Origin of the sequence: Streptomyces flavidovirens DSM 40150, from assembly GCF_000429085.1 — a bacterium.
GTDB classification, from domain to species: Bacteria; Actinomycetota; Actinomycetes; order Streptomycetales; family Streptomycetaceae; genus Streptomyces; species Streptomyces flavidovirens.
Window position 1 is genome coordinate 17,452 of sequence record NZ_AUBE01000028.1, and the last position, 23,725, is coordinate 41,176.

20 protein-coding genes are annotated in these 23,725 nt (G+C 68.9%); 11 read left to right on the plus strand and 9 right to left on the minus strand.

Annotated elements, in window-relative coordinates; all coding sequences use genetic code 11:
• Positions 1-34: 34 nt before the first annotated feature.
• Positions 35-988 (plus strand): bifunctional riboflavin kinase/FAD synthetase, encoded by a 954-nt coding sequence (locus tag G412_RS0127005; protein WP_028814804.1) that lies wholly within the window; start codon positions 35-37, stop codon positions 986-988.
• Here G412_RS0127005 and G412_RS36145 read toward each other — a convergent pair.
• From G412_RS36145 to G412_RS0127030, 5 genes are all read right to left on the minus strand, one after another.
• Complete coding sequence (locus G412_RS36145; protein WP_078607424.1) at positions 963-2,024, minus strand: ABC transporter ATP-binding protein; 1,062 nt, start codon at positions 2,022-2,024, stop codon at positions 963-965. The genes G412_RS0127005 and G412_RS36145 overlap by 26 nt on opposite strands.
• A gap of 395 nt (positions 2,025-2,419) precedes the next feature.
• Positions 2,420-3,409 carry an ABC transporter ATP-binding protein gene (locus G412_RS0127015; RefSeq protein ID WP_037649998.1) on the minus strand — a complete coding sequence of 330 codons (990 nt, stop codon included), beginning with the start codon at positions 3,407-3,409 and terminating at the stop codon, positions 2,420-2,422.
• Entirely contained in the window at positions 3,406-4,326 is a 921-nt protein-coding gene (locus G412_RS36150; RefSeq protein ID WP_037650000.1) for an ABC transporter permease, read from the minus strand. The genes G412_RS0127015 and G412_RS36150 overlap by 4 nt, the downstream gene beginning before the upstream one ends.
• Positions 4,323-5,393 (minus strand): ABC transporter permease, encoded by a 1,071-nt coding sequence (locus G412_RS0127025; RefSeq protein WP_028814806.1) that lies wholly within the window; start codon positions 5,391-5,393, stop codon positions 4,323-4,325. Before G412_RS0127025 ends, G412_RS36150 begins: the two co-directional genes overlap by 4 nt.
• 3 nt (positions 5,394-5,396) lie before the next feature.
• On the minus strand, positions 5,397-7,268 hold the full coding sequence (locus G412_RS0127030) for an ABC transporter substrate-binding protein (protein ID WP_028814807.1): 1,872 nt from the start codon (positions 7,266-7,268) through the stop codon (positions 5,397-5,399).
• A gap of 325 nt (positions 7,269-7,593) precedes the next feature.
• On the opposite strand from G412_RS0127030, the gene G412_RS36155 reads away from it, so the two are divergent.
• Complete coding sequence (locus tag G412_RS36155) at positions 7,594-8,211, plus strand: hypothetical protein (protein ID WP_037650001.1); 618 nt, start codon at positions 7,594-7,596, stop codon at positions 8,209-8,211.
• A 116-nt stretch (positions 8,212-8,327) separates the two neighbouring features.
• Here G412_RS36155 and G412_RS0127040 read toward each other — a convergent pair whose 3' ends face one another.
• The 4 genes from G412_RS0127040 to eccE form a co-directional block, all read right to left on the minus strand.
• Entirely contained in the window at positions 8,328-8,561 is a 234-nt protein-coding gene (locus G412_RS0127040) for a DUF397 domain-containing protein (protein WP_028814808.1), read from the minus strand.
• Positions 8,562-8,682: 121 nt separating this feature from the next.
• On the minus strand, positions 8,683-11,595 hold the full coding sequence (locus G412_RS0127045; protein ID WP_028814809.1) for an SCO5717 family growth-regulating ATPase: 2,913 nt from the start codon (positions 11,593-11,595) through the stop codon (positions 8,683-8,685).
• Between the two features lie 214 nt (positions 11,596-11,809).
• Positions 11,810-12,649: a hypothetical protein gene (locus tag G412_RS0127050; RefSeq protein WP_028814810.1), complete on the minus strand. Its 840-nt coding sequence runs from the start codon at positions 12,647-12,649 to the stop codon at positions 11,810-11,812.
• On the minus strand, positions 12,649-13,983 hold the full coding sequence (gene eccE, locus G412_RS0127055; RefSeq protein ID WP_028814811.1) for a type VII secretion protein EccE: 1,335 nt from the start codon (positions 13,981-13,983) through the stop codon (positions 12,649-12,651). Before eccE ends, G412_RS0127050 begins: the two co-directional genes overlap by 1 nt.
• 312 nt (positions 13,984-14,295) lie before the next feature.
• On the opposite strand from eccE, the gene eccB reads away from it, so the two are divergent.
• The 9 genes from eccB (at position 14,296) to G412_RS36170 (ending at position 23,485) form a co-directional block, all read left to right on the plus strand.
• On the plus strand, positions 14,296-15,879 hold the full coding sequence (gene eccB / locus G412_RS0127060) for a type VII secretion protein EccB (protein WP_028814812.1): 1,584 nt from the start codon (positions 14,296-14,298) through the stop codon (positions 15,877-15,879).
• 206 nt (positions 15,880-16,085) lie between these two features.
• Entirely contained in the window at positions 16,086-16,397 is a 312-nt protein-coding gene (locus tag G412_RS0127065) for a WXG100 family type VII secretion target (RefSeq protein ID WP_028814813.1), read from the plus strand.
• A gap of 49 nt (positions 16,398-16,446) precedes the next feature.
• A complete protein-coding gene (locus G412_RS0127070; RefSeq protein ID WP_028814814.1) occupies positions 16,447-16,731 on the plus strand; it encodes a WXG100 family type VII secretion target in 285 nt (94 codons plus the stop codon).
• Between the two features lie 230 nt (positions 16,732-16,961).
• Positions 16,962-18,155, plus strand: coding sequence for a type VII secretion-associated serine protease mycosin (gene mycP / locus G412_RS0127075; RefSeq protein WP_051338636.1), 1,194 nt, complete (start codon positions 16,962-16,964; stop codon positions 18,153-18,155).
• Between the two features lie 27 nt (positions 18,156-18,182).
• A complete protein-coding gene (locus G412_RS36160; RefSeq protein WP_051338637.1) occupies positions 18,183-18,527 on the plus strand; it encodes a hypothetical protein in 345 nt (114 codons plus the stop codon).
• Positions 18,528-18,570: 43 nt separating this feature from the next.
• A complete protein-coding gene (locus G412_RS39840; RefSeq protein WP_157839170.1) occupies positions 18,571-20,160 on the plus strand; it encodes a WXG100 family type VII secretion target in 1,590 nt (529 codons plus the stop codon).
• 86 nt (positions 20,161-20,246) lie between these two features.
• On the plus strand, positions 20,247-21,545 hold the full coding sequence (gene mycP, locus G412_RS38530) for a type VII secretion-associated serine protease mycosin (RefSeq protein WP_078607426.1): 1,299 nt from the start codon (positions 20,247-20,249) through the stop codon (positions 21,543-21,545).
• 480 nt (positions 21,546-22,025) lie between these two features.
• The gene (locus tag G412_RS0127110) at positions 22,026-22,364 is read left to right on the plus strand and encodes a hypothetical protein (RefSeq protein ID WP_028814819.1); all 339 of its coding nucleotides are present in this window, start codon (positions 22,026-22,028) and stop codon (positions 22,362-22,364) included.
• Positions 22,361-23,485: a WXG100 family type VII secretion target gene (locus G412_RS36170; RefSeq protein ID WP_051338638.1), complete on the plus strand. Its 1,125-nt coding sequence runs from the start codon at positions 22,361-22,363 to the stop codon at positions 23,483-23,485. Before G412_RS0127110 ends, G412_RS36170 begins: the two co-directional genes overlap by 4 nt.
• Positions 23,486-23,725 lie beyond the last annotated feature (240 nt).

The following is a 23,725-nucleotide window of genomic DNA, read 5'->3' on the forward strand; positions in this document are numbered from 1 at the left end:
TCGGGTTCGAGTTCGGACGAGGAGAGCGGTCACAGTGCAGCGCTGGCGTGGCTTGGAGGACATCCCCCAGGACTGGGGACGCAGCGTCGTCACCATCGGCTCCTACGACGGTGTGCACCGCGGGCACCAGCTGATCATCGGTCGCGCGGTCGAGCGCGCCCGTGAGCTGGGCGTGCCGTCGGTCGTCGTTACGTTCGATCCGCACCCGAGCGAGGTCGTGCGCCCCGGCAGCCACCCGCCGCTGCTCGCCCCGCACCACCGGCGCGCCGAACTGATGGCTGAGCTGGGCGTGGACGCGCTGCTGATCCTGCCCTTCACCCAGGAGTTCTCGAAGCTCTCGCCGGCCGACTTCATCGTGAAGGTGCTGGTCGACAAGCTGCACGCGCGGGCGGTCATCGAGGGGCCCAACTTCCGCTTCGGGCACCGGGCGGCAGGCAATGTGGCATTCCTGGCCGAGCTCGGTCAGACGTACGACTACGAGGTCGAGGTCGTCGACCTGTACGTGAGGGGCGAGGCGGGCGGCGGCGAGCCGTTCTCGTCGACGCTGGTGCGGCGGCTGGTGGCCGAGGGCGACGTCGAAGGCGCCGCGGAGATCCTGGGCCGGCCGCACCGCGTCGAGGGCGTCGTGGTGCGGGGCGCGCAGCGCGGCCGCGAGCTCGGCTACCCGACGGCGAACGTCGAGACGCTGCCGCACACCGCGATTCCCGCCGACGGGGTGTACGCGGGCTGGCTGACCGTGGAGGGCGAGAAGATGCCCGCGGCGATCTCGGTCGGCACGAACCCGCAGTTCGACGGCACGGAGCGCACGGTCGAGGCGTACGCCATCGACCGGGTCGGTCTCGACCTGTACGGGCTCCACGTCGCCGTCGACTTCCTCGCGTACGTGCGCGGCCAGGAGAAGTTCGAGTCGATCGATGCGCTGCTGGAAGCGATCGGGGCCGACGTGAAGCGATCGAGCGAGCTCATCGAGGCGTACGAGACGCGGTAGCCGTCCCCTCCTTTCCCGACCCCTCCTTCCCCAGCGTCGCCTTCCCCGGGCGGTCCGCCCGCAGGGCCGCCGCCCAGTGGCAGGCGACCTGCGCTTCGCCGTCGCCGGTCAGGACCGGCAGGAGCGTCGTACGACAGTCGGCGGCGACGCCCGTACGCTCCGCCTCGCCCGACGCGAGCACCTGGCAGCGGGCGTGGAAGCGGCAGCCGCCGGGGACGCGGGACGGGTCCGGGGGCTCACCCGTGAGGACGACCGGCACTTCGCCGGATTCCGGCAGCACGGACAACAGGGCCTGGGTGTATGGATGCTGAGGCGCCGTCAGTACCTGCTCGGCCGGGCCGCTCTCCACGATCCGGCCCAGGTACATCACCGCCACCCGGTCCGCGATGTTCCACGCCAGCCCGAGGTCGTGGGTCACGACCAGTGCGGAGAGGCCGAGTTCGTCGCGCAGCGACAGCAGGAGTGCCAGGATCTCGCCCCGTACGGACGCGTCGAGTGACGCCACGGGCTCGTCGGCGACGATGAGTTCGGGTTCGAGTACGAGCGCGCCGGCGATGACGACGCGCTGGCGCTGGCCGCCGGAGAGCTCGTGCGGGTACCGCAGGAAGAACCGCTCGGGGGGCCTGAGCCCGGCACGGGACAGCGCCCCGGCGACGGCCTCGCGCTCGTCGCCGGCGTAACCGTGGATCCGCAGGCCTTCCGCCACGGCGTCGTACACGGTGTGACGCGGATTGAGTGAGCCGCTCGGGTCCTGGAGCACGAGCTGGACGCGCTTGCGGTACGCCTTGAGGGAACGCGAGCCGTAGTCGAGGGGCGCACCGCCGAAGGTGACCTGGCCGGAGGTGGGCGGTACGAGGCCGAGCAGGGAGCGGGCGAGCGTGGTCTTGCCGCAGCCGGACTCGCCGACCAGCGCGACGATCTCGCCGGGGCGGATGTCGAGATCGACACCGTCGACGGCACGGGCGGTTGCCGCGCCACGCCGCCCGGGGAAGGCGACGTGGAGTCCGGCGGCGGAGAGGAGGGGGGTGGTGGTCATAACAGGCTCCGGTGGGTTGTGGAGTGGTCAGGGTGGGTGGGCGGCGGCGGCGACGGCGGTGCGGGCGGGGCGCGGGTATCCGCTGCGCGGGGCCGTTCCCCACCCCGCCCCTTCCCGCTGTGACACTTTGCGGCTCCGCCGCGTGAGGGGCTCCGCCCCAGACCCCGGACGCCCTACGGGCGTGTCCTCAAACGCCGGACGGGCTGGATGGTAGCCGCAACCAAATCCAGCCCCTCCGGCGTTTGAGGAGCGGGGTCTGGGGCGGAGCCCCAGCAACCCCCGCCGCATTCAGCCCGTCCGGCGTTTGAGGACCGGGGTCTGGGGCAGCGCCCCAGTTCGGGAAGGGGCGGGGTGGGGAAAGGGACCGCGCAGCGGACGCAGCGCACCGCACCCCCTCACGCCGGCGGCAGCCCCGGCGCCGGCACCGCCGCCACCCGCACGCACGCCGCCAGCCGCCCCACCCCCGCCTCCCGCAACGCCGGGTCCTCCGTGGCGCACTCGTCCAGCGCGACGGGGCAGCGCGGGTGGAACGTACAGCCGGGCGGCAGCGCCGACGGGTCCGGCGGGTCGCCCGGCAGGCCGCGCGGGGCCCGGCGCGAAGCGGGATCGCCGATGCGGGGGAACGCCGCCGACAGGGCCAGGCCGTACGGATGCTGCGCGTCGGTGAAGACCTGGTCCGCCGGGCCCTCCTCGACGACCCTCCCGGCGTACATCACTGCGAGCCGGTCGCATGTGTCGGCCAGCACCGACAGATCGTGGCTGATCATCAGCAGACTGATGTCGTTGTCCGCCACCAGTTGCCCGATCAGCCGCAGAATCTGCGCCTGGATCATCACGTCCAGCGCCGTCGTCGGTTCGTCCGCCACGATCAGCCGCGGGTCGCACGCGAGCGCCATCGCGATCATCACGCGCTGCCGCTGCCCGCCGGACAGCTCGTGCGGATACGCGTCGGCGCGCGCGGCCGGCAGCCCCACCTGCTCCAGGAGATCTCCGGCCCGCCGCCGCGCGGCCGCGGCGGTGGACTTGCCGTGCAGCAGCACCGGCTCGGCGATCTGCTCCCCGACCCGGTGCACGGCGTTCAGCGAGTGCATCGCGCCCTGGAAGACGATCGAGGCGCCCGCCCACCGTACGGCCCGCAGCCGCCCCCATCTCATGGTGAGGACGTCCTCACCGTCCAGCAGGATCTCACCGCTCAGGTTCGCCGAAGCGGGAAGCAGTCGCAGCAGCGCGAGCGCCAGCGTCGACTTGCCGCAGCCGGATTCGCCTGCGATGCCGAGCTTCTGACCGGCCGACAGCTTCAGGTCCACGCCGCGTACGGCGCGCGTCCCGGCGCCGTACGTCACGTGCAGGTTCCTCACTTCCAGCAAGGGGCCCGGTGTGCTCATCGGTTCGACACTCCCAGCTTCGGGTTCAGGACGGACTCCACCGCGCGCCCGCACAGCGTGAACGCCAGCGCGACGAGCGCGATGGCGATGCCGGGCGGCGCCAGGTACCACCAGTGCCCGGACGAGACCGCGCCCGCCTCCCGCGCGTCCTGGAGCATGCCGCCCCACGAGACGACGTCCGGGTCGCCGAGGCCGAGGAAGGCGAGTGTCGCCTCGGTCAGGATGGCGTAGGAGATGCCCAGCGTGGTCTGGGCGAGGACCAGTGGCATGACGTTCGGCAGGACGTGGCGGGTCATGATGTGCCCGTGGCCGCCGCCGAGCGCGGTCGCCCGCTCGATGTACGGACGCGACTCGACGGCCAGCGTCTGTGCTCGCACCAGCCGGGCCGTCGTCGGCCAGGTGGTGACGCCGATCGCCAGGATCACCGTCCACACACTGCGCGACATCACCGTGGCCAGCACGATCGCGAGCACCAGCGTCGGCATCACCAGGAACCAGTCGGTGATCCGCATGATCAGGGTCGAGAACCAGCCGCCGAAGTGCCCCGCGACGATGCCCACGAGCGTACCGATGGCCACCGACAGCGCGGCCGCCATCAGCCCGACCGTGAGGGAGATCCGCGCGCCCCAGACCAGCAGGCCGAGCAGCGAGCGCCCGAACTGGTCTGTTCCCAGGGGGAATTCGGCGCTTGGGGACTCCAGCGCCGCCCCTGGAGCGTTCGTCACACTCTGTACGTCGCTGCCGGCGAGCAGCGGCGCGGCGAGCGCCACCAGCGCGATCACGGCGAGGGCGCAGAGCCCGAAGAGGCCCGCCCGGTGCGTACGGTACGAACGCCAGAACCGGGCCACGGAGCTGCGGCGTCGCGCCCGGGCGAGGGCGGAGGCGGTCTGAGCGGCGGTCGCGGCAGGAGCAGTCATCGGCCCACCCGGGGATCGAGCAGCGGATAGAGCAGGTCGGCGAGAAGATTCATCAGGATCATCGCGCCGGCGAAGACGACGAACAGCCCCTGTACCAGCGGCAGGTCGGGCACGCTCAGCGCCTGGTAGAAGAGACCACCGAGCCCCGGCCAGGAGAACACGGTCTCGACGAGGATCGAACCGGCCGCCACATGGCCGAGGTTGATGAAGACCATGGTGACGGTGGGCAGCAGGGCGTTCGGTACGGCGTGATGGCGCCGCACCAGGTCGTCGCGCAGCCCCTTCGCGCGCGCCGTCGTCAGGTAGTCGCTGCCCATCTCGTCGAGCAGCGAGGCCCGCATGACCAGCAGCGTCTGCGCGTAGCCCACCGCGACCAGGGTCACGACGGGCAGTGCCATGTGGTGCGCCACATCGGCGACGTACGCGAAACCGGTCGCGCCGCCCGACTCCATGCCGCCCGTGGGGAACATGCCGGGGATCGGGCCGATGCCCACCGAGAAGGTGATGATCAGCAGCAGGCCGAGCCAGAACGACGGCACGGACCACAGCGTGAGGGCCACGCCGGTGTTGACCTTGTCGCCGAGCCGGCCGCGGTGCCATGCGGAACGCGTGCCGAGCCACAGGCCGAGCACCGAGTAGATGACGACGGCCACGCCGGTCAGCAGCAGGGTCGCGGGCAGCTTCTGCGCGATCAGCTCACCGACCGGCGCGTGGAACTGGTACGAGATGCCCAGATCACCGCTCAGAGCCTTGACGCAGTAGCCGGTGAACTGCTGCCACACCGGCAGGTCCAGGCCGAACTGGTGGCGCAGAGACGCCAGTTGCTCGGCCGACACCTGGCGGCCGTGCGTCATGGTACGCACCGGGTCACCCGGAATGATCCGGAAGAGGAAGAAGCTCGTGACGAGTACGGCGAAGAGCGAGACGGCCGCGCCGCCCAGCTTTCCGGCGACGTACAGCAGATAGGCACGGGCGGAGCGGGCGCGGGGGCCGGACGGCCCGGTCTTCACCGGGACCGGGCCGTCGGCCGTACCCTCCGCGAGGGGGGCGGTGCTTGCAGTGCTCATGGACTACTCACGGTCTTCCGCGGTGGACCGGCGGCGCATGGCGACGAAGGCACCGAGCGCCGCGGCGAGGACGACGGCCGCGCCGATACCGATGACGAGACCGGTGGAGGAACCGCTCTCCCCGGAGGTGTCGCCGCCGTCTGCGGGCACGGCCGACCACCAGCTCCAGTAGCCGTCCTGACCCCAGATGTTGCCGCCGGACTCGGGCATCGTCGTGATCGCCTTGATCTGGTCCGTACGGTACGCCTCAAGCGCGTTCGGGTACGCCATGACATTCATGTAGCCGGTGTCGTAAAGCCGCGACTGCATCTGCTTGACGAGGCCGGCGCGCTTGGCCGCGTCGTACTCCGTGGTCTGCTTCGCGTAGAGCTCGTCGAACTTCTTGTCACAGATGAAGTTGTCCGTCGCGCCGGTGTCCTTGGGCGTGGACGGCAGCGCCGCGCACGTGTGGATGGACAGGACGAAGTCGGGATCGGGGTTCACCGACCAGCCGTCGAAGGCCAGGTCGTACTCGCCTGCCAGCCACGGATCGGAGACGTTGTCGCGGCAGTCGACCTTCAGACCGATGCCGAGATCGCCCCACCACTCCTGCAGGTACTTGCCGACGGCCTTGTCGTTCGGGTCGATGGCGTGGCACAGGATGCGGAAGTCCAGCGGCCTGCCGTCCTTGCCGACGCGCTTGCCAGCGCTGTTCTTCTTGTAGCCGGCCTCGTCGAGGAGCGCCGCAGCCTTCTCCGGGTCGTACGCGATCTTCTGACCGGCCGTCGGCTTCCAGTGGTACGCCGAGAAGCGCGGCGGGATGTAGCCCTCGCCCTCGACGGCGTGGCCCTGGAACACCTTGTCGACGATGGTCCTGCGGTCGGTGGCGGCGAAGAGGGCCTGGCGCACCTTCGGGTTCAGCAGCGCGGGGTGGCCGTCGCCGAACTTCTTTCCGTCCTTGGACCTGGCGCCCGGGTTGGTGGCGAGCGCGTAGAAGCGGCGGCCGGGGGCGTCGTTGACCTTGATGTTCCTGGACGCGGCGAGGGATGCGGCCTGGGCGGGCGTGAGGTTGGCCGCGAAGGACACCTCGCCCTTCCGGAGCGCGGCGACGGCCGCGTCACCGTCCTTGTAGTACTTCAGGACAAGCTCGTCGAACTTCGGGGCGCCGCGCCAGAACTTCTGGTTCGGCCGGAACTTCACGTACTGGTCGACCTTGTAGTCGGTGAGCACGAAGGGACCGTTGCCGACGACCGGGAACTTCTTGTCGTTGTTGAACTTCGAGAAATCGCCGACCTTCTCCCACTCGTGCCTGGGCAGGATCGGCACATCGAGGGCGGCCATCGTGGCCTGCGGCTTCTTCAGCTCGATGACCAGCCGGGTGGGGGTGGGGGCGGTGACCTTCTTGAAGTTGGCGACGAAACTGCCGTTGGCGGTGGCCGCGCCCTCGTCCTTCATCATCGTGTTGAACGTCCAGGCGGCGTCCTCGGCGGTGGCCTGCTTGCCGTCGGACCACCTGGAGTTCTCACGGATGGTGTACGTCCACGTCAGCTTGTCGGGGGACGGCTCCCACTTGGTGGCGAGGCCGGGGATCGCGTGGTTGTCCTTGGTGTCGTAGTTCGTCAGGTTCTCGTAGATCAGCCGGTGGACGGTGGTGGAGACCAGACGCTGGGCCAGGAACGGGCTCAGGGAGTCGACGCTCTGCGAGACCGCGACGGTCAGCGTCCGCTTCCCGTCGGCCGCCGCTGTCGCCGCCTTCACCTGCCGCGGGGCGGGGTTCAGTGGAGTCGCGGCCGCGGCGGCCAGGGCCAGGGCGGTGGCTCCGACGGCTCCGACGGCGAGCAGGGTTCGGACCCGGGAGGAGGGCCGGGCATTGCGCGGAACTGTGGTGGTGTCCATGGGACGTTTGACCTCGCGTCATCACTCGCACGGAGAAGGCCTGTTCAGAAGGCGTGTTGATCACTGATGTCCAGCTGGTGAAGCGAAGGTCTATCAGCGCTGATGGGCCGCGTCAACGATGTCCGAAACCCCGTGTGTACTGCGGGAATGGCGGAGCGGAGGGCAGCGGGCGGGTGCCGCGGACACCAAGCTCGGCCTCATTGGTCTACACCATTGTTGCCCTCCTGGTGAGGGTCTGAAGGAGACCGGGATCGCCCGTCGGGCGCGGGCGGCCCGGTTTGATAATTTGGGCAGCTCCAGCTTCTGCTTCTCGGGGGACCCCTTCATGAGCCAGCCCTGGCAGCCCCAGTACAACGCGGGCCACCAGCCACCCGTACCCCAGCAGCCGCCCGGACCCCCGCAAGGGTTCGGCGCGCCGCCGCCGGTCGGTCCTGGGCACTTCCCGGCGCAGCCGGCGTACCCGATTCAGGCGCCGTACGGACAGCAGCCGAGGTCGGGCAACCCGGTGGGGGCGTTCTTCCTCGGGTTCCTCGTCTCGTTCTTCGTCGCGCTGATCTACAGCGTCGTCCTCTACGCCACGGCCGAGGACCAGTCGAGGAACGTGGGGCTCACGCTTTACATTCTTCACGCGCTCCTCAACGGAGCCGCCGTCGGCGCCGTGGTGGGCCTCGTCGGCCGGCGCAGCATCGGCGCCTGGATCAGCGGGATCGTCGTAGCCATGCTCGGGACCTTCTTCGGCTTCACCAACGGCATGGTTTTCATGTACCTCGACGTCGGTGGCCTGCGTTTCCTCGGCGACATGCTGTTCGAAGACCCCTTCTTCCCGGCCAGGGCCTGGTGGGGAAGCCGGAGCGGAACCGAGCTGCACTCTCTGCTCGGCCTCGTGGTGGCCGCGGCAGCCGCCTGGGGTCTTGCCTTCGTCACCGGCAGGAACCGCAGGTGACACGCGCCGGGAACGAGCGCCCGTAACAGCACTTCGCCCCGCCGGATCTCGTCCGGCGGGGCGAAGTGCTGTCACGGCATCAGCGCCGCACTCAGGTCAGGTCAGGTCGGGTCAGGTCAGGTCAGGTCGAACTCACCGTCGCGCGCTCCGAGTACGAACGCCCGCCACTCGGCCTCGGTGTACCGAAGGACGGTCTCCGGATCCATGGACGACCTCATCGCGACAGCCCCCTCGGGCAGGTACGCGATCTCGACCCGCTCCTCGTTCTCGCTCGTGCCGGGGGCGCTGTGCCACTCGACCCCGGAGATGTCGAGGGCGTACAGCTCTTCCTTCTCCTGTGCGCTCCCCATCAGTCAAACTCCCTTTCGGCCCAACGGCAGTACGTCGTTCCGGCATCTTAGGCCGACACAACGTGCCCTGCGCATAAGCACCTTGTAGTAACTCACCCGCACGAGGGACGAGCCCCGGCTGCTACTGCGTCCAGCCAGGTCCGGGCTGGTTCGGGTTCTGCGGCTGCGCCGGCTGCTGCTGCCAGCCCTGGCCCTGCGGGGGCTGCTGATGACCCGGCTGCTGCCAGCCCTGACCCGGCGGAGGCGCGGCGCCGGGGTGCTGCTGCGGCGCGTATCCCTGCGGGGGCTGCTGTTGCGGGACCTGCTGTTGCGGGGCGAAGCCCTGGCCCTGCTGGGTGCGGGCGATGTCCTCGGCGACGAGGGCCGAGAGGTGGAAGTACGCCTCACGCGTCTTGGGACGCATCATGTTGAGGTCGACCTCGGCGCCCGCCGCGAGGTGTTCGTCGAAGGGCACCACGACGACGCCGCGGCAGCGGGTCTCGAAGTGCGCGACGATGTCGTCGACCTTGATCATCTTACCGGTCTCGCGGACCCCGGAGATCACGGTGAGCGACCGCTGGACGAGGTCGGCGAAACCGTTCGCGGAAAGCCAGTCGAGGGTCGTCGAGGCGCTGCTCGCACCGTCCACGGACGGTGTGGAGATGATGATTAGCTGGTCGGCGAGGTCGAGGACTCCGCGCATCGCGCTGTAGAGCAGCCCGGTGCCCGAGTCGGTCAGGATGATCGGGTACTGCCTGCCCAGGACTTCGAGTGCGCTGCGGTAGTCCTGGTCGTTGAAGGTGGTCGAGACCGCCGGGTCGACGTCGTTGGCGATGATTTCGAGCCCCGACGGCGCCTGCGAGGTGAAGCGTCGGATGTCCATGTAGCTGTTCAGCTGCGGGATCGCCTGCACCAGGTCGCGGATGGTGGCGCCGGTCTCGCGGCGTACGCGTCGGCCCAGGGTGCCGGCGTCCGGGTTGGCGTCGATCGCCAGGATCTTGTCCTGGCGCTCGGAAGCGAGCGTGGCGCCGAGCGACATGGTCGTCGTGGTCTTGCCGACGCCGCCCTTGAGGCTGATCACCGCGATCCGGTAGCACGACATGACCGGCGTACGGATCAGCGCCAGCTTGCGCTGCCGCTCTTCCTCTTCCTTCTTGGCGCCGAGCTTGAAGCGGGACGGACCCGAGTTGTTCTTGCGGGCCTTGGGCTGGTTGCGCAGCAGCCGGTCGGAGGAGAGCTCGACGGCGGCGTTGTAGCCGAGCGGCGTGCCGGGCGCGGCCTGCTGCTGGGGAGCACCGGCCTGCGGACCTGCCGGGGCGGTCCAGCCCTGTGAGCCGTAGGCGGGGGGCTGCTGCTGGGGTGCCTGTTGTGGTGCCTGCTGCTGAGGTTGCTGCTGGTACTGAGGCGGTTGGGCCTGCGGCTGCTGCTGTGCCGGTGCCTGCGGGTGTGCGGCCTGCTGCGGCGGCACCGGCTGCGCGGGCTGCGGGTAGCCGTAACCTGCCTGCTGAGGCGGGTAGTTGTAGCCGGACTGCGGCTGCTGCGGAGGCTGCTGCTGCGGGTGTACGGGCTGCGGCTGCTGCATCGGCTGCGGCTGTGCGCCCTGCGGTGCCTGCTGCTGGGGCTGCTGCGGGTAGCCGGGTGCCGCCTGTCCGCCCTGCGCGGGGTAACCGGGGTGCTGCTGCGGCGCGGCCTGCTGCTGCGGCAGCGGCTGGGCCGCGCCGAAGGTGCCTTGCTGCGGGGGCTGGTGCTGCGGCTGCGGCTGCTGGGGGAAGGGCTGGGGGTAGCCGTATCCGGCGGCGTGTGCGGCTTGCGCGGCTGCGGCCTGCTGGTCGGGCTGTCCCGCTTGCTGCGGTACGCCCTGGACCGGCTGCTGGGGGTAGCCGTATCCGGCGGCGTGTGCGGCTTGCGCGGCTGCGGCCTGCTGGTCCGGCTGTCCTGCCTGCTGCGGTGCGCCCTGGACGGGCTGCTGCGCCTGCGGCTGCGCCGCAGGCTGGAAGCCCTGCGGCAGCGGGGGGAGTTCCTGGGAGGTCTGCGGCGCGGGATCACCCTGCGGCTGAACCTGCGCTGCCGGCTGCGGCTGGGAGGCAGCGGGCGCCACCGGGGCGGACGTGGCACCGGGCTCGCCACCGCCTTCGGCGTCGGCGTCGACTCCTGCGTCCGTCGCGGAGCTGGCGCCGGCCTCGCCGTCGCCGCCTGACGCGGTCTCGGAGTCGCCCGTCGCCGCCTCGTCGCCGTGCTCCGCCTCCTCCGCGTCGTCGTCCGCACCGCCGAACAGCGCTGCCGCCTCTGCGTCGGCGGCGGCGTAGTTGGGCTCGGGCGTCTGCTGAGCGGGGGCCGACCGCTGCTCGGGGACGTTCGTCTCCGGAGCGGCAGCCTGCGGCGCGTTGCCCTGGGCGTCGTCCTCGACCGGGCGCAGTACGGGGAAGCCCGGAGCCGGGGCCTGCACCTGGGGCGCGGCAGCCGGGGCGGGCTGCGCCGGTGCCTGTGGCTGGGGGTACCCGTAACCGCCGGACGGGTCCTGGCCGGGCTGCGGCGCTCCGGGGGCAGCCTGCTGCGGCGCGGCGGGCGCGGGCTGCTGGGGGTACCCGTAACCACCGGACGGGTCCTGGCCGGGAGCGGCCTGTTGCGGCGCGGGCTGCTGGGGATACCCGTACCCACCGGGCGCGCCTTGCTGGGGGTACCCGTACCCGACGGCCTGCTGGGGCGCGCCGGGCCCCGGCTGCTGCGGAAAGCCGTAGCCACCCGTGCCGTACTGATCCGCCTGAGGCTGAGGCGCGCCCTGCGCGTACGGCTGCGCCGGTGCCTGGCCCTGAGGCGCGGGCGGCCCCTGCTGGGCCGGGCCACCCTGCCCCAGCGGCGGACCGGTCGGCGGCGGGGGAGACGCTGGTCCGGCGTTCCCCTGGCCACCCTGCGCGGAGCCACCCCGCGTGCTGCTCTGGTCGTACCAGGCAGGAGGCTCGTAGACGATTTCGAACTCGCCGGTGAGATCCAGCTCGCGGTCGTCCCCGTCCGAGGACTGGCCGTCGCCGTGGTACTCGGACCGATCCCTGTTCACTGCTTTGCCTCCTGGTCAGCAACTGCTGCTGGCGTCGTCGCGGTCGGGCGGATGGGGTGGCGCGTCCTACGCGGCTGCGACGTTCACCGCATCACCAGAAGACTAATCTTTCGCCCCACGGTACGGAAAAGCGCCCTTGCGTGCGGGCCGGCTCCCATGTTCCCCCCGGCACCCCGCCCGCCCGACGCCCCGCCCACGACGCTCGGCGCGGCCCTCAGTCCAGTCGGCGGGCCATGCCGAGCAGACCCGTCTCCGCGTCCGTGGGCTCGGTCATGACGTACTTGCGGTGCTTGCGCGTGCACCACAGGGCGACGTTGTCGGAGAGCGTCGGCAGCATCTCGAGGTGCTCCGCCGGGATGCCGAGGGTCTCCCGTACGACCTCGGTCTCCTGGGGCGAGATGCGCTGGATCCCGACCAACTGCGCCTGCGCCAGCCAGCGGGGCGCGTGCTCGCCGACGAACGGCAGCACGGTCACCACGGCCTGCCACGGCAGCGAGGTCACGCGCCCGCGCGGCGGCCGTACACCGCAGTCGCGGATCAGCACCACCGGGCTGGAGACGGAAGGACCCTGCGCGGGCACACGGCCCACCGGATAGACCGTCATGCACTGCTGCCCGCCGCCCGCCGCCTGGGCGAGCTGCTGCCAGGCCTGCGGGCGTCCGGTCTCGACAGCCACGCGCGCACCCGTCGCGGCCGCGCGCAGCGCCAGTACCTGGGCGATCCACAGGCCGCCCACGACGACGACGTCGAAGGGGGTGGGGCGGGCCAGACCGAGCACCGCGGGCTGGGACTGCGTGTCGGTGCCGATGACGACGCCGTCGTCACCGATCGGCACGCTGATCGCCGCGATCTCCTCGGCGGTGACGACATGACGGTTACGGCGCGGGCCGCGCAGCCCGAACCCCGGACTGAAGATGCGCCGTTGCTGCTGGGGCGTCTCCGGCCGGATGATCGGGATCAGGCCGGTGTCGGTGGGCGAGGCCACGTGCGCCGGTGTGCGGGCGGGCTCCTGGCCGCGCTGCCCCGGATTCATGGTCGGCGTGGGGTAGGACATCAGTACGTACCTCCGAGCGGCAGGGTGGCGAGTGCTCCGGGGACCTGTTCCCGGTCGAGGCGCACGAGGCCGACCTTGGACGCGCTCGCGGCACGCTCCAACTCACGCCGGACCTGGCCGAGTTCGTTCTCGCCGCGGCCGGTGATGCGCACATGCCCGGTGACGGAGATGCCGCGGTTGCCGGCCTTGCTCAGGGTCATGCTGAACGTCGTGGCGAGTACGGGCAGCGAGGTGAACTGCGTGATGAGCCGCGGCAGTGCGACGCCGCCGTCCCCCAACTGCGGCCAGCGGGAGATCCAGTAGGTGGAGTGCCACCGGTCGTCGACCCGCCAGGTGCGCACCGACTCGACCGTACGCCGCTGAGCCGGCCGCCCGTCCTGACCCTGCTGGCCGTGCTGCGCGTTGGCCCGCGGGTTGAGGCAGCTCGACGTCGCGAGCGCCTGTACGAGCTCGTTCTCATCCAGGATGGTCGCCTCGAAGCCGGCTCCGGCCAGCCTGCTCGCCAGTTGGTCCGCCACGCGCAGCAGCGCGCGCTGGGTGCCGGGGACGCCGTCGCCGCGCGCCTCCACCGCCTCGGGGCACAGCTCCGGGTCGAGCTTGAGGGCGACCCAGGTGAGCCGGAGCGCGGGAGAACCGGCCTGGGCCTGGAGCGGTCCGTACGACCGTGCGGCGACGGACTGCTGGGGCAGATGCGGCGCGGGCGCCGGCTGGGTGTGCTGCACGACCTGCGCGGAGGCGAGCTTGATGCCGTCGACCTCAAGGGCGTCCTGGATCAGCTGCAGCGGCAGCTGCCGCCCGGCGAACGCGGGACGCAGCGGCTCGTCGCCCGGCTGCACGAAGAGCACAGCCGTCAGGAAGGACCCGTCGCCGATCATGCCGATCGAACGGTCGTCACGGGAGACGAAGGTGTACGTCCGCAGCGCCGGGTCGCACTCCACGGTCGGGGCCAGCATCGGGTCCGTACCGGGCGGGACGGGCAGCTTGGCCTCGCGTCGGCGGCGCTTGAGGGCGCGCGTCGTCTCGTACCACTCGGGCAGCGGCCGGTGGTGTCGGCGCAGGATCGCCAGGAGTAGCAGCAGCGCGGCCACGGCACCCGCCGGGGCGAGCAGCCAGCGCTCGGAGGTGGCCCAGGCGGCCAGCATGACGGCCGCCGCCAGCTCGACCAGAATGAGCTGCTGAAGCCGCAGCGGACCCAGGCCGCCGGGGTGCGGCAGCGTGCGCGGCGCCGCGGAGTTGCCGGTGGCCGCGGGAGCCGGGGCCGGCGCGGCTCTGCGGCCGCGTCCCGGTTGCTGCGGTGCGCGGCGTCCGCGCCGAGTGCTCGTAGCGCTGGTCATCCCCCGGGACATCCCTTTCGCGAAGTGGTGGCCGTCGTCGGCGCGGATCCGGTTGCGCGGATCTCAGCGACGGGGCCAGGGGCCACAATTGCCCACGTCAGTTGTGCGAGTGGTCACGGTACCCGTTGATGAACACGGGGCGACACAGGTGCCGGGCTACGAACATGGCACAGGCCTGTGAAGATGCGACGGGGACCGCACACCTGGTGGATCACCGTCGCGCGGCGCAGTGCATAGTAGGTGGCCTGTTCGGCAGAAGCAGTCTTCACGTATACGCACGACTACGCACGACCAAACGGGAGAGCCAGGACCATGGCAACGCGTCGGGATGAGCTCGCCGCCTATACGTTCGCTCGCAAGCGCACTGTCGCTGCGTTCCTGGCACCTTCGCCCGGAGGTTCCGACGAAGGTGCGCCGCGTCCTATTCGTACAGTAATGCCCAGCTTGGCGGTGGGTGTTGTCCTGGTGATCGGCTTCATCGCCTGGGGTGTGATCAAGCCCTCGGCGCCCAAGGGCTGGAACACCCCCGGCCAGCACATCATCGTCGACAGCGATTCGACGACGCGCTACGTCGTGATCCCCGACAAGGGCGAGGGCGGCAAGAAGGTCGCGACGCTGCACCCGGTCCTCAACTACGCCTCCGCCAAGCTCCTTCTGGACAAGGGCAAGGGCACCGTCATCGAGGTCCCCGGCAAGGAGATCGACAAGAGCGGCATCCCGCACGGCGCGACCCTCGGCATCCCGTACGCCCCCGACCGGCTGCCCACCAAGGAGGACGCCGAGAGGCCGAAGACCTGGGCGGTCTGCGAGCGCCCGGCGCGCGGCTCCAACACGTCGATCGACCGTGCCGTCTTCGTCCTCAACGACAAGGACGCGAAGTCGGTCTCGAACACGGGGAAGGTCGACGAGCGAGAGGCGCTGTACGTCGTCGACACCAAGACGAAGCTGGAATACCTGATCGACGGCAAGGGCAACGCGTTCCTGCTGGGCGGCACATCGGGTCTCGACGACACCGAGATGGAGCAGCTGAAGGCCGCGGTCATCGGCACCGCGCCCGAGCCGCAGCCGGTGAGCACGGAGTGGCTGCGGACCTTCATCCTGCGCGGCGCCATTACGTTCCCGACCGTGCCGGACGTCGGCACGCAGACGGGGGTCGAAGGGCTTCCCGCCGAGGCGGGGACGGTGGGCCGGATCCTCAAGGCGCAGGACGCCCAAGGGGACCAGTACTACGTCGTACTGAAGGACCAGGTCGCGGCCATCACGCCGTTCGTCGCCAATCTGCTCAAGCACTCGCCGTCCGCCGAGGTGGCGTACGGAACCGGCGACCCCACCTACATCGAGGCCAACACCTCGGACATCATCGAAGCCAACCGGGGCGCGGCGAAGAGGTTCTACGCGGACAAGGGCTGGCCGCAGACCGTCCCGCAGCAGGCCAACCCGGAGGCGACGGCGGCCAGTGCGGCCCGGAACACCTCGTGCAGCGTCTACAGCGGCACGCTCGGACCGGACAACAAGCCGAAGCTCGCCGCCTGGGCAGGGACGGCGTACCCCAAGAAGGTCATCGCCGACTCGCTGAACGCGTACGTCTCTTCGGGCTCGGGGCTGCTCTTCCAGGAGGTCACCGGCTCGGCGCAGGGCGGCGGGGCGACGTACCTGCTGACGGACACGGGCCTGCGGTACTCGCTGCCGTCGAACAACGACAGCGCGGCGGACAAGAAAGGCAACGGGTCCTCGTCCTCGTCGGAGGGGGAGGCGAGCGAGACGGACAAGGCACGCACCCGGCTGGGATACGAGAAGCTCGTGAACGCCGCGGTCGTGCCCCAGTCGTGGGCGGAGTTCATCCCGAAGGGCCCCACGCTCGACACCACCAGCGCGGCGCAGCCACAGAGCCAGTGAGCCCAACAGCAGCAAGACCGCCGGGACTTGGGCGTAATCGATCACAGTGTCGTCGCGCATGTGTGTGAAGTCTGTAACTGATAACCGCTACATGTGGATGTGCGACGGACGGACGATAGAGTGCTTGCAGCGCTCATTGATGTGACGCTTATCCGGGGAGTGGCACAGGCTTCCCGGACCATCAACGACATGGGGGAAGGTTCACCATGGCCGGGCAGTTTCGGGTAACAGAAGATGAGCTGACCAGGCTCTCGGGCCAGATCACCACGGTGAATGGTCAGATTCAGGGCGAGATCCGCCGTCTCAGCGGAGTGATCGACCAGGTCGCGGGCGGCTGGCAGGGCCAGGCGGCCAAGTCGTACCACGAGCTCCAGAACAGGTGGAACGAAGAGGCGAAGAGGATGAGCGAGATCCTCGAAGGCATCAAGGAAGCCGTGGACTCCACGCGGAGCAACTACACCGCGTCGGAAGAGCAGCAGAACGCTGAAGTCAGCAAGATCATGTCCGACTTCGGCTGATCCACTCACTCCCCGCCTCCTCAAGACTTCTTCCTGAAAGGGAGCAACGATGTCGATTCTCGTCAATTACGCCACCATCACCAACGCGTCCACGGACGTGAAGAACACCGCCGGCCGCATCAAGCAGCAGCTCGACGACGTCGAGGCCGCTGTCCGGCGCGTCGCCACCACCTGGGAGGGTGAGGCGCAGGAGGGTTACCAGCGCCGGCAGCGCGACTGGGACAAGACCGCCGCCTCCCTGCACCAGACGCTGATGAAGATCGCCGCGGCGCTGCAGAGCTCGGCCGAGAACTACCAGGCCACTGAGAAGAGCAACGCCAACACCTGGGGCTGAACCAACCCGAGGTGAGACGAGATGGGCCGGCCCGGCCGACGCCATGGCGTCAGCTGGGCCGCCCCACTTCTGCACCACCCAAAGCCACAACTAGCGCAACAACTAGACCTTCGACGAAGCAAGAAAGCCTGGGGAGCCTGAAAATGGGGGTCCTGACACCCCGTCCGCGTACGCGCACGAGTGGAACCCGCGCACTGCAGCGGGCATTTGGCGTTCTCGCGGTAACCGGGGTGTGTCTCACGACCGCCCCGCCGGCAGTAGCGACAGACACTCCCGCTCACCCAACCCGCCTGGCAGACGCCGACAAGCCGTCCTTCGGGCTGTCCTCCAGCTCCGAGTGCACCTTCGGCGGCGAGATCATAAAGTCCACGCCGTGGTCGCTCCAGCGCGTACTCCTGGACCAACTGCGCGCGCAGGCGACGGGCAAGAACGTCACGGTCGCCGTGATCGACACCGGCGTCGACGACTCGAACCCGCAGCTGCGCGGCGCCATGGCCCCGGGCAGTAAGAGTTACGTCGGCGGCGACGGCACGGACGACATCGAGGGTCACGGCACCCGGGTGGCCGGCATCATCGCGGCCCGCGAGATCCCGGACACCGGCTTCGCGGGCATAGCCCCGAAAGCCAAGATCCTTTCCCTCCGCTACACGGGCGGGGAGGAGAAGCAGGGCGACTCGGGGACGATGTCCGCAGCGATCAAGGACGCGGTCGCCAAGGGCGCGGAAATCATCAACATCTCGTCGGACACGGCGAACAAGAAAGACAACCCGACGCTGCGCAACACCGTGGCGGAGGCCGTGCAGGACGGCGCCCTGATCATCGCGGCCTCCGGCAACGACGGCGCCAACGGCAAGTCCGCGAACACCTACCCGGCGTCGTACCCCGGGGTCCTGGCGGTGGCGGCCTCGGACCGTAACGACGAGCGAGCCTTCTTCTCGCAGGCGGGGGACTTCGTGGACGTGGCGGCCCCGGGCGTCGGCATGGTGTCGACCGTCCCCAAGGGCGGCCAGTGCGCCGCGGACGGCACGAGCTTCGCGGCCCCGTACGTGGCGGGCGTAGCGGCGCTGCTGAAGGAAAAGCACCCTGACTGGACGGCGGCCCAGATCACCACCCGCCTCCAGGAATCCGCCAACCGCCCCGGCCGCGGCCCGAACCGCTACCTGGGCTGGGGCGTAGTGGACCCAGTAGCCGCCCTCGCGGACGACTCCGAGCCAGGCACCCGCCCCCAACCGGACCCACCGGTTGCCCAGGGCACGGGCGAGGTCATCCCCATGGCAGTAACGATGGGCGAGACGGAAGCGGAGCAGGAACGCCGGGTCGCGATGTACGTGGTGGGCGCGGGCTTGCTCCTGGTACTCGTGGCGAGCGGCAGCGGCGTAGCGGTACGCGACTGGCGGAACAAGCGCGCCAGGCAGTCAGGTTAAGAAAAACAGGGGAGAGGACAACGGGGTATGAGCAACGGAATGCGGGTCGATCTGAGCGCGCTGGATGAGGTCATCCGGAAGCTGCTGGGTCTTCTTGGCGACATGGAGTCGGCCAAGACCAAGGCGAAGTACGAGACGAACATCCCCAGCAGTGCCTTTGGCAGTGAGAAGTTCCTGGAGTCGAACGCGCTGCACGCGGCTCATGAAGAAGAGAAGGTCCGGATCGAAAACATCATCCGGGGACTTCACGACCTGATCGAGAAGTTCGGCACGAGCGCGTCGAAGGTCAAGGACAAGTACGCCGAGCAGGAGCTCGCGGTCGAGAAGAACATGGGTGGCGGCTCTGGTGGGCCCAAGGGCGCAGCTTTCTAAACGACTTACAGGCATCGGCGACTGACGGAGGGGATGTTCGAAGATGGCATACGGTTACCACCCCACACCAGAACAGATCAAGGCACAGCAGGAAGCGCGAGAGCAGCGCATCCAGGAGAAGCACGACCAGCTGCTCGAGGAGCAGCCCGACGGCGGCAAGGGCGGGCCGGATCGCAGTCAGATCGACACGCCCCTGATGAACCTGGGCATCCCTGCCCTTCGCGACATGATCATGAACGCGGATCCGGACCGGATCTATGAGGTCAGTCAGCACTGGAAGCAGGTGCACAACATCCTCTCCGGAGGAGACGGCAGCGGCGGCGGCGTTGACTCGGTCTCGGCAAAGGACAGCGTTGCCGGCATGCTGCAGACGGCTGTCGACAACGTTCTGGAGCACTGGGAAGGCGAGGCGGCCCAGGCGTTCCAGCGCGAGGCGGCGAAGCTCTCTCAGCGCGTCAGGAATGGCGCTGCTTGGGCAAACCGCAACGCGCAGATGATGGACGCTGCACAGAAGGACCTGCGCGCTTCCAGGGAGAAAATGCGGGACATCAAGGAGCCGTCCGGCTGGGACAGGGCCTGGGACAAGGCCTTCGACGATGAGCGGAACGACGCTCGACTGCTCGAAGACATCAAGAACGGCGCCAGCACGGAAGCTGCGGCGAAGGCGAACGCGGACTCGCTGTCGCTGGGTAAGCAGAAGCAGCTCGAGGCTGTCGCGGTGATGGAGCAGCTGGCAGTCAACTACAAGGCGTACGCGGCGACGCCTCGCGTCCATGACTCCCAGGACCCTTACTCGCCTCCGAGCCCGAACAACATCCCGATGCCGCCGCCGATTGCAATGCCGAATCCTTCGGGTAGCGGCCGCCCAGGTGCGCCGGGTGCAGCCCCCAAGCCGTGGAGCGCTGGCGGCACCAGCAAGATCGGCGCAGCCCCCCCAATTCCGCGTCCCCAGGGCATCACTGGCGGCACACCTCTGCCGCCCACTACCGGAACAAACGTGGACAGCATTAAGCCCGGGCTGACTGGACCGGGTCTTAGCCCTGGCCCCGTCGGTGGCGGTGGTGGTGGCGGCGGTGCTGGTGCTCTGCCAGGTGGCGGCATTGCTCCCATCGCAGGACCCGGTCTCAGCGGTGGTGGCCGCAGCGGCGTCGGCGGTCCGGGACGAGGAGGCATCGCACCTGCGGGCCGCAGCGGCCTCGGAACCCCCGGCGGCCGTGCCGGCCTGGGCGGCGGCCCCGGTGGTGCCGCAGCTGGGCGTGGTACAGGAGGCCGACCCGGCATGGGCGGCATGGGCGGCATGGGCGGCGGCGCCGGAGCCGGCGCGGCCGGCCGAGGCAGCGCTGCAGCGGGTGGCCGAGGAGCCCTCGCAAAGGCTCGCGGCGGCGTAGTGGGTGCGGCCAAGGCGCCTACAGGCAAGGGCACAGCTGCAGGTGCGGGCCTGCACGGCAGTCGCGGTGGCTCACAGCGCGGCGCCATGGCGGGCGGTATGGCCGGTGGCATGGGCCGAGGCAACGGCAGGCGATCCGAGGAAGAGAACAGCCGGGGCGAGCGTCCCGACTACCTGGTCGAGGACGAAGAGACCTGGGTGTCGGAAGAGGACCGCAAGCGCAACGTGCCGCGCAACATCGAGTAGGCACACGAGCGGTCCGGGTGGCATGCTGCCGACGGTTCGCTTATGCAGGCTGGCGTAACCAGTCGTAGTTGAGTGAGGAGCAAGGAATGGGTGTCAAGCGAGTCTGGTCCACGACAGGAGTCTTGGCGCTGACAGGAGCCTTGCTCCTCACTTCAGCCCCCTTGGCGTCAGCAGATTCCATCAGGGATCAGCAGTGGCCGCTTCGGGTGTTCGATGCTCAGAGGGTATGGAAGACATCTCAAGGCGAAGGAGTGACTGTTGCTGTGGTCGACTCCGGCGTGGATGCTAGTCATCCAGACCTGACCGGGCAGGTGCTGCCAGGGAAGGACTTCTCGAGGGACAGCTCAGATCCTCACCAAGATGACGATGGTCATGGCACCGGCATGGCAAGCTTGATTGCAGGGCACGGCCATGGGCCGAACAACGGATCTGGTGTGATGGGTTTGGCGCCAAAGGCCAAAATCTTGCCGGTGAAGGCTGATGCTGGCAAGGACATGGATACGACGTGGCCTAGTGGAATTCGCTATGCCGTAGACCAAGGCGCCAAGGTAATCAACCTGTCCTTCAATGACGACGGCGCCTATCCAGGATCAAAAGCTGCAGCAGCGATTGCATATGCGCAACAGCATGATGTCGTAGTCATCGCGGGAGCCGGTAACGATGGAGGTAGCGTCAAGTATCCGGCGGCGCTACCAGGAGTAGTGGCTGTGACTGCGATCGATGAGTCGTTGAAGTTCTGGAATGACTCGAATAGCGGCAAGGGTGTGATTCTTGCTGCTCCAGGGGAGAAAATCCTAAGTGCAGACCCTACTCGCTCTGGTGGATACGCTGTAGCAAACGGCACTTCCGATGCAACCGCCTACGTCTCCGCCATCGCAGCCCTAGTTCGCTCCAAGTACCCCGACCTCACAGCAGGTCAGGTCATCAACCGTCTGATCAAGTCGGCCTCATTCCTCGAGAACAAGGTCAGTGAGGTTCCCGACCGGCAGTACGGCTACGGCATCGCCCGTCCTGGTTCGGCTCTCACAATGGACATCCCCAAGGGCCCCAAGGAGGGCCCCCTTCCGCAGGCTCCGTCCTCCACGTCAACGAACTCCGGTAAGGCATCCGAGGGCGACGGCAGTTCGACGAACAACCAGGCGAAGAAGAAGTCTTCCTCCACCGGCATCCTCGCTATCGCCGGCATCGCAGCCGTAGTCGTAATCGGCGGCATCGTCTTCGCAATAATCCGCAGCCGTCGCAACCGCGGCAACGGTGGTGGACCCTACGGAGGCCAAGGCGGTAGCCCCGGCGGCACCTCAGCGCAGACCGCGAACTACGCGCCGTACCCCGCCGCTCCGACGTCCCATAACCCTGGCAGCCCCAACCCTTACCAGCAACCGTAGAGCTGGGCGAAGGCACGAACAATGCCTATGTGGTACTCGACCGTCTCGGCCAACACACGGGCGCGGTCGTGACTCCCCATGCGGCGACATCGCTCAGCGTCGCAAGTGGCGACCGACCACGTGGCCGGCCTGGCTGCCGGCGAACATGTGGCAAGCAGTACTGAACTACTCCCTGGGGACGCGGACGACGCGGGCAGTCGTCCGCGTCCCCCTTTTTGTGTGCATCCCCACCAGGCTCCCTCTGCGTATCCCAGCCCATCTTCGCTCTCAAACGCCGGAGCTCTCAGGCGTGACTCAGTTCCGGAGCCAATAGGACAAGACCATGTCCTGCGCTGCGGGTTGATCGTTAAGACCGTCGTACGAGTGGGTTGGAGCCGGGGTCGCAAGCTGCGCTCCCACCCGGTCTCAGGGACACGGTCGACAGGTGGGCGCGCGCGTTCTCCGCTGCGTGGGCCCCGCCGATATGAATGAGGGCCTCAAGTGGCTGACGATGCGCCATTTTACGCACAGGACGCAGGCAGGAATCTCGCTCGCAGGTTTGAGATGCAAGCATACGATTTACGGGCGCACCTCAAAAAATTTATCCAGGAAACTGGAGAAGAGGCCATCTCTGACGGTTTCGGCTTCCTGACGGAGTCGGACGAGTTGAGGACCGCCTACATCGAATACTCCACGGATGCCGCCGACGCCATGAAGCGGGTTCACCAGTATCTGGATGCTGTCGCTGATGCCCTGAGGAAAGTGAACCGCGACACCGAGATCACCGACGAGGACGTTTCGGTGCTTTTCGGGGCTAATCGCGACGGGGGTAAGAGGTGAGTGGAAACGAATCTGTCGGTGAGGAGCTCGTAGAACTCGGCATCGAGCTCGTCAATCCGGGAGGCAGGCCCGAGGAGCTCCGGCAGGCTGCCAAGGCGTGGCGCCGGCTGCAATCCGAGGTCGCGGGCGCCGATGGCTTGCTCAAGGCTCTCGACAGGAATGTCGAGGACGTGGTCGGGGACACCTGGCGTGGCCCTGCCGCCGAAGCGTTCAAACAGCATTGGCGTGAGGTCAGGGCGGCGGTCGAAAAGTCGACGGCACAGTATGACGAAATCGCCAGACAGCTCGAGGAAGCCGCCGACTCGATCGATCAGGTCAACTCAGAGATTCACGATATCTACATCGAAATCGGCGTCTCGATCGGCGTTGGCGTAGCTCTGTCCTTCGTGACGCTCGGCCTCGGAAGCGCCGCCGCGGCGACGAACGTCGCCAGGCTGGCCGGTCAAGCTATCAGCCACTCCGAGCGCCTGGGCCGGCTGTTGAGTCGCATCGCCGCCGCCATGCGTGCGTACCAGCGATCGGCGAAGCTGACCAAGCTGCTCGTCGACTCCGGCATCAACTGGGCAGGGAACACCTTCACCACGGTCGCCAGTGCGGCCGCAACAGGAGAAGCAGTTGATGGTGAGGACCTTTGTGAAGCGGCCTGGCAGGGTGGCGTTTCATCACTCGCCGGTACGCCGCTGGGGATGGCCGGGGCGGGAGGGGCGACGGCCTTGCTACGGAACCGTGGCGTAAGCCAACTGGGAATGCGGGCCTCGGAAAACGCGGCGGGTGGGGTAGTAGGGAACGTCACAGGTGGAGTCGCCATTGACGGAGTCTCCAGGGCCACGGGAAGCGAGAAGCCGCAGTGGTTGAAGAACGCCGTGGTCAATGCCGCAGGAGGTGGCGTCGGCGGCATCGGCGGAGTGGGCATCGGAGCGAGGGCCCACCACCGGCTGCAGGCGGCGGGCAGCCCGGCCGTCCCCCCGGCGACTCCCGATACAGCGCGGCCGTCTGGGAGCGGCCACCAAGAAGGGGGTGGCCCGCGCTCCGCAGCCGACTCGCGGTCGGGTGGAGACGGTGGGCCTCCCGCGAGGCGGCCTTCACCTCGACAGCGCGACATCAGGGACGACTTCGGATGAGTGGCGAGCGCGCAATCCGCCGGTCGCAGGCACCAGCAGGTGCGACGGAGGGCGGGCACGCGCGTTGATCACGATTCCTGCACGCAGGGCACACAGGGCGGGCGTGTTTGCTTTGGCGCACACCATAGGGTGTTGTGTGCCCAACGGGGAGGGCTTGTCCGGCGAACGCTGTGTTGCTTCGTGCAAGTTGGCAAGTTGGCGAGTTGGCGAGCACAACTTCGTCGCACGTGGTTCGGAACA

What these genes read in the sequence shown, in the direction of transcription:
- G412_RS0127015 (WP_037649998.1), bottom strand. Translation starts at nt 3,409, where the DNA reads ATGAGCACACCGGGCCCCTTGCTGGAAGTGAGGAACCTGCACGTGACG.
- G412_RS36155 (WP_037650001.1), top strand. Translation starts at nt 7,594, where the DNA reads ATGAGCCAGCCCTGGCAGCCCCAGTACAACGCGGGCCACCAGCCACCC.
- G412_RS0127030 (WP_028814807.1), bottom strand. Translation starts at nt 7,268, where the DNA reads ATGGACACCACCACAGTTCCGCGCAATGCCCGGCCCTCCTCCCGGGTC.
- G412_RS0127050 (WP_028814810.1), bottom strand. Translation starts at nt 12,649, where the DNA reads ATGTCCTACCCCACGCCGACCATGAATCCGGGGCAGCGCGGCCAGGAG.
- G412_RS0127025 (WP_028814806.1), bottom strand. Translation starts at nt 5,393, where the DNA reads ATGAGCACTGCAAGCACCGCCCCCCTCGCGGAGGGTACGGCCGACGGC.
- G412_RS0127070 (WP_028814814.1), top strand. Translation starts at nt 16,447, where the DNA reads ATGTCGATTCTCGTCAATTACGCCACCATCACCAACGCGTCCACGGAC.
- G412_RS36160 (WP_051338637.1), top strand. Translation starts at nt 18,183, where the DNA reads ATGAGCAACGGAATGCGGGTCGATCTGAGCGCGCTGGATGAGGTCATC.
- G412_RS39840 (WP_157839170.1), top strand. Translation starts at nt 18,571, where the DNA reads ATGGCATACGGTTACCACCCCACACCAGAACAGATCAAGGCACAGCAG.
- G412_RS0127040 (WP_028814808.1), bottom strand. Translation starts at nt 8,561, where the DNA reads ATGGGGAGCGCACAGGAGAAGGAAGAGCTGTACGCCCTCGACATCTCC.
- G412_RS0127065 (WP_028814813.1), top strand. Translation starts at nt 16,086, where the DNA reads ATGGCCGGGCAGTTTCGGGTAACAGAAGATGAGCTGACCAGGCTCTCG.
- G412_RS36145 (WP_078607424.1), bottom strand. Translation starts at nt 2,024, where the DNA reads ATGACCACCACCCCCCTCCTCTCCGCCGCCGGACTCCACGTCGCCTTC.
- G412_RS36150 (WP_037650000.1), bottom strand. Translation starts at nt 4,326, where the DNA reads ATGACTGCTCCTGCCGCGACCGCCGCTCAGACCGCCTCCGCCCTCGCC.
- eccB (WP_028814812.1), top strand. Translation starts at nt 14,296, where the DNA reads ATGGCAACGCGTCGGGATGAGCTCGCCGCCTATACGTTCGCTCGCAAG.
- eccE (WP_028814811.1), bottom strand. Translation starts at nt 13,983, where the DNA reads ATGACCAGCGCTACGAGCACTCGGCGCGGACGCCGCGCACCGCAGCAA.
- mycP (WP_078607426.1), top strand. Translation starts at nt 20,247, where the DNA reads ATGGGTGTCAAGCGAGTCTGGTCCACGACAGGAGTCTTGGCGCTGACA.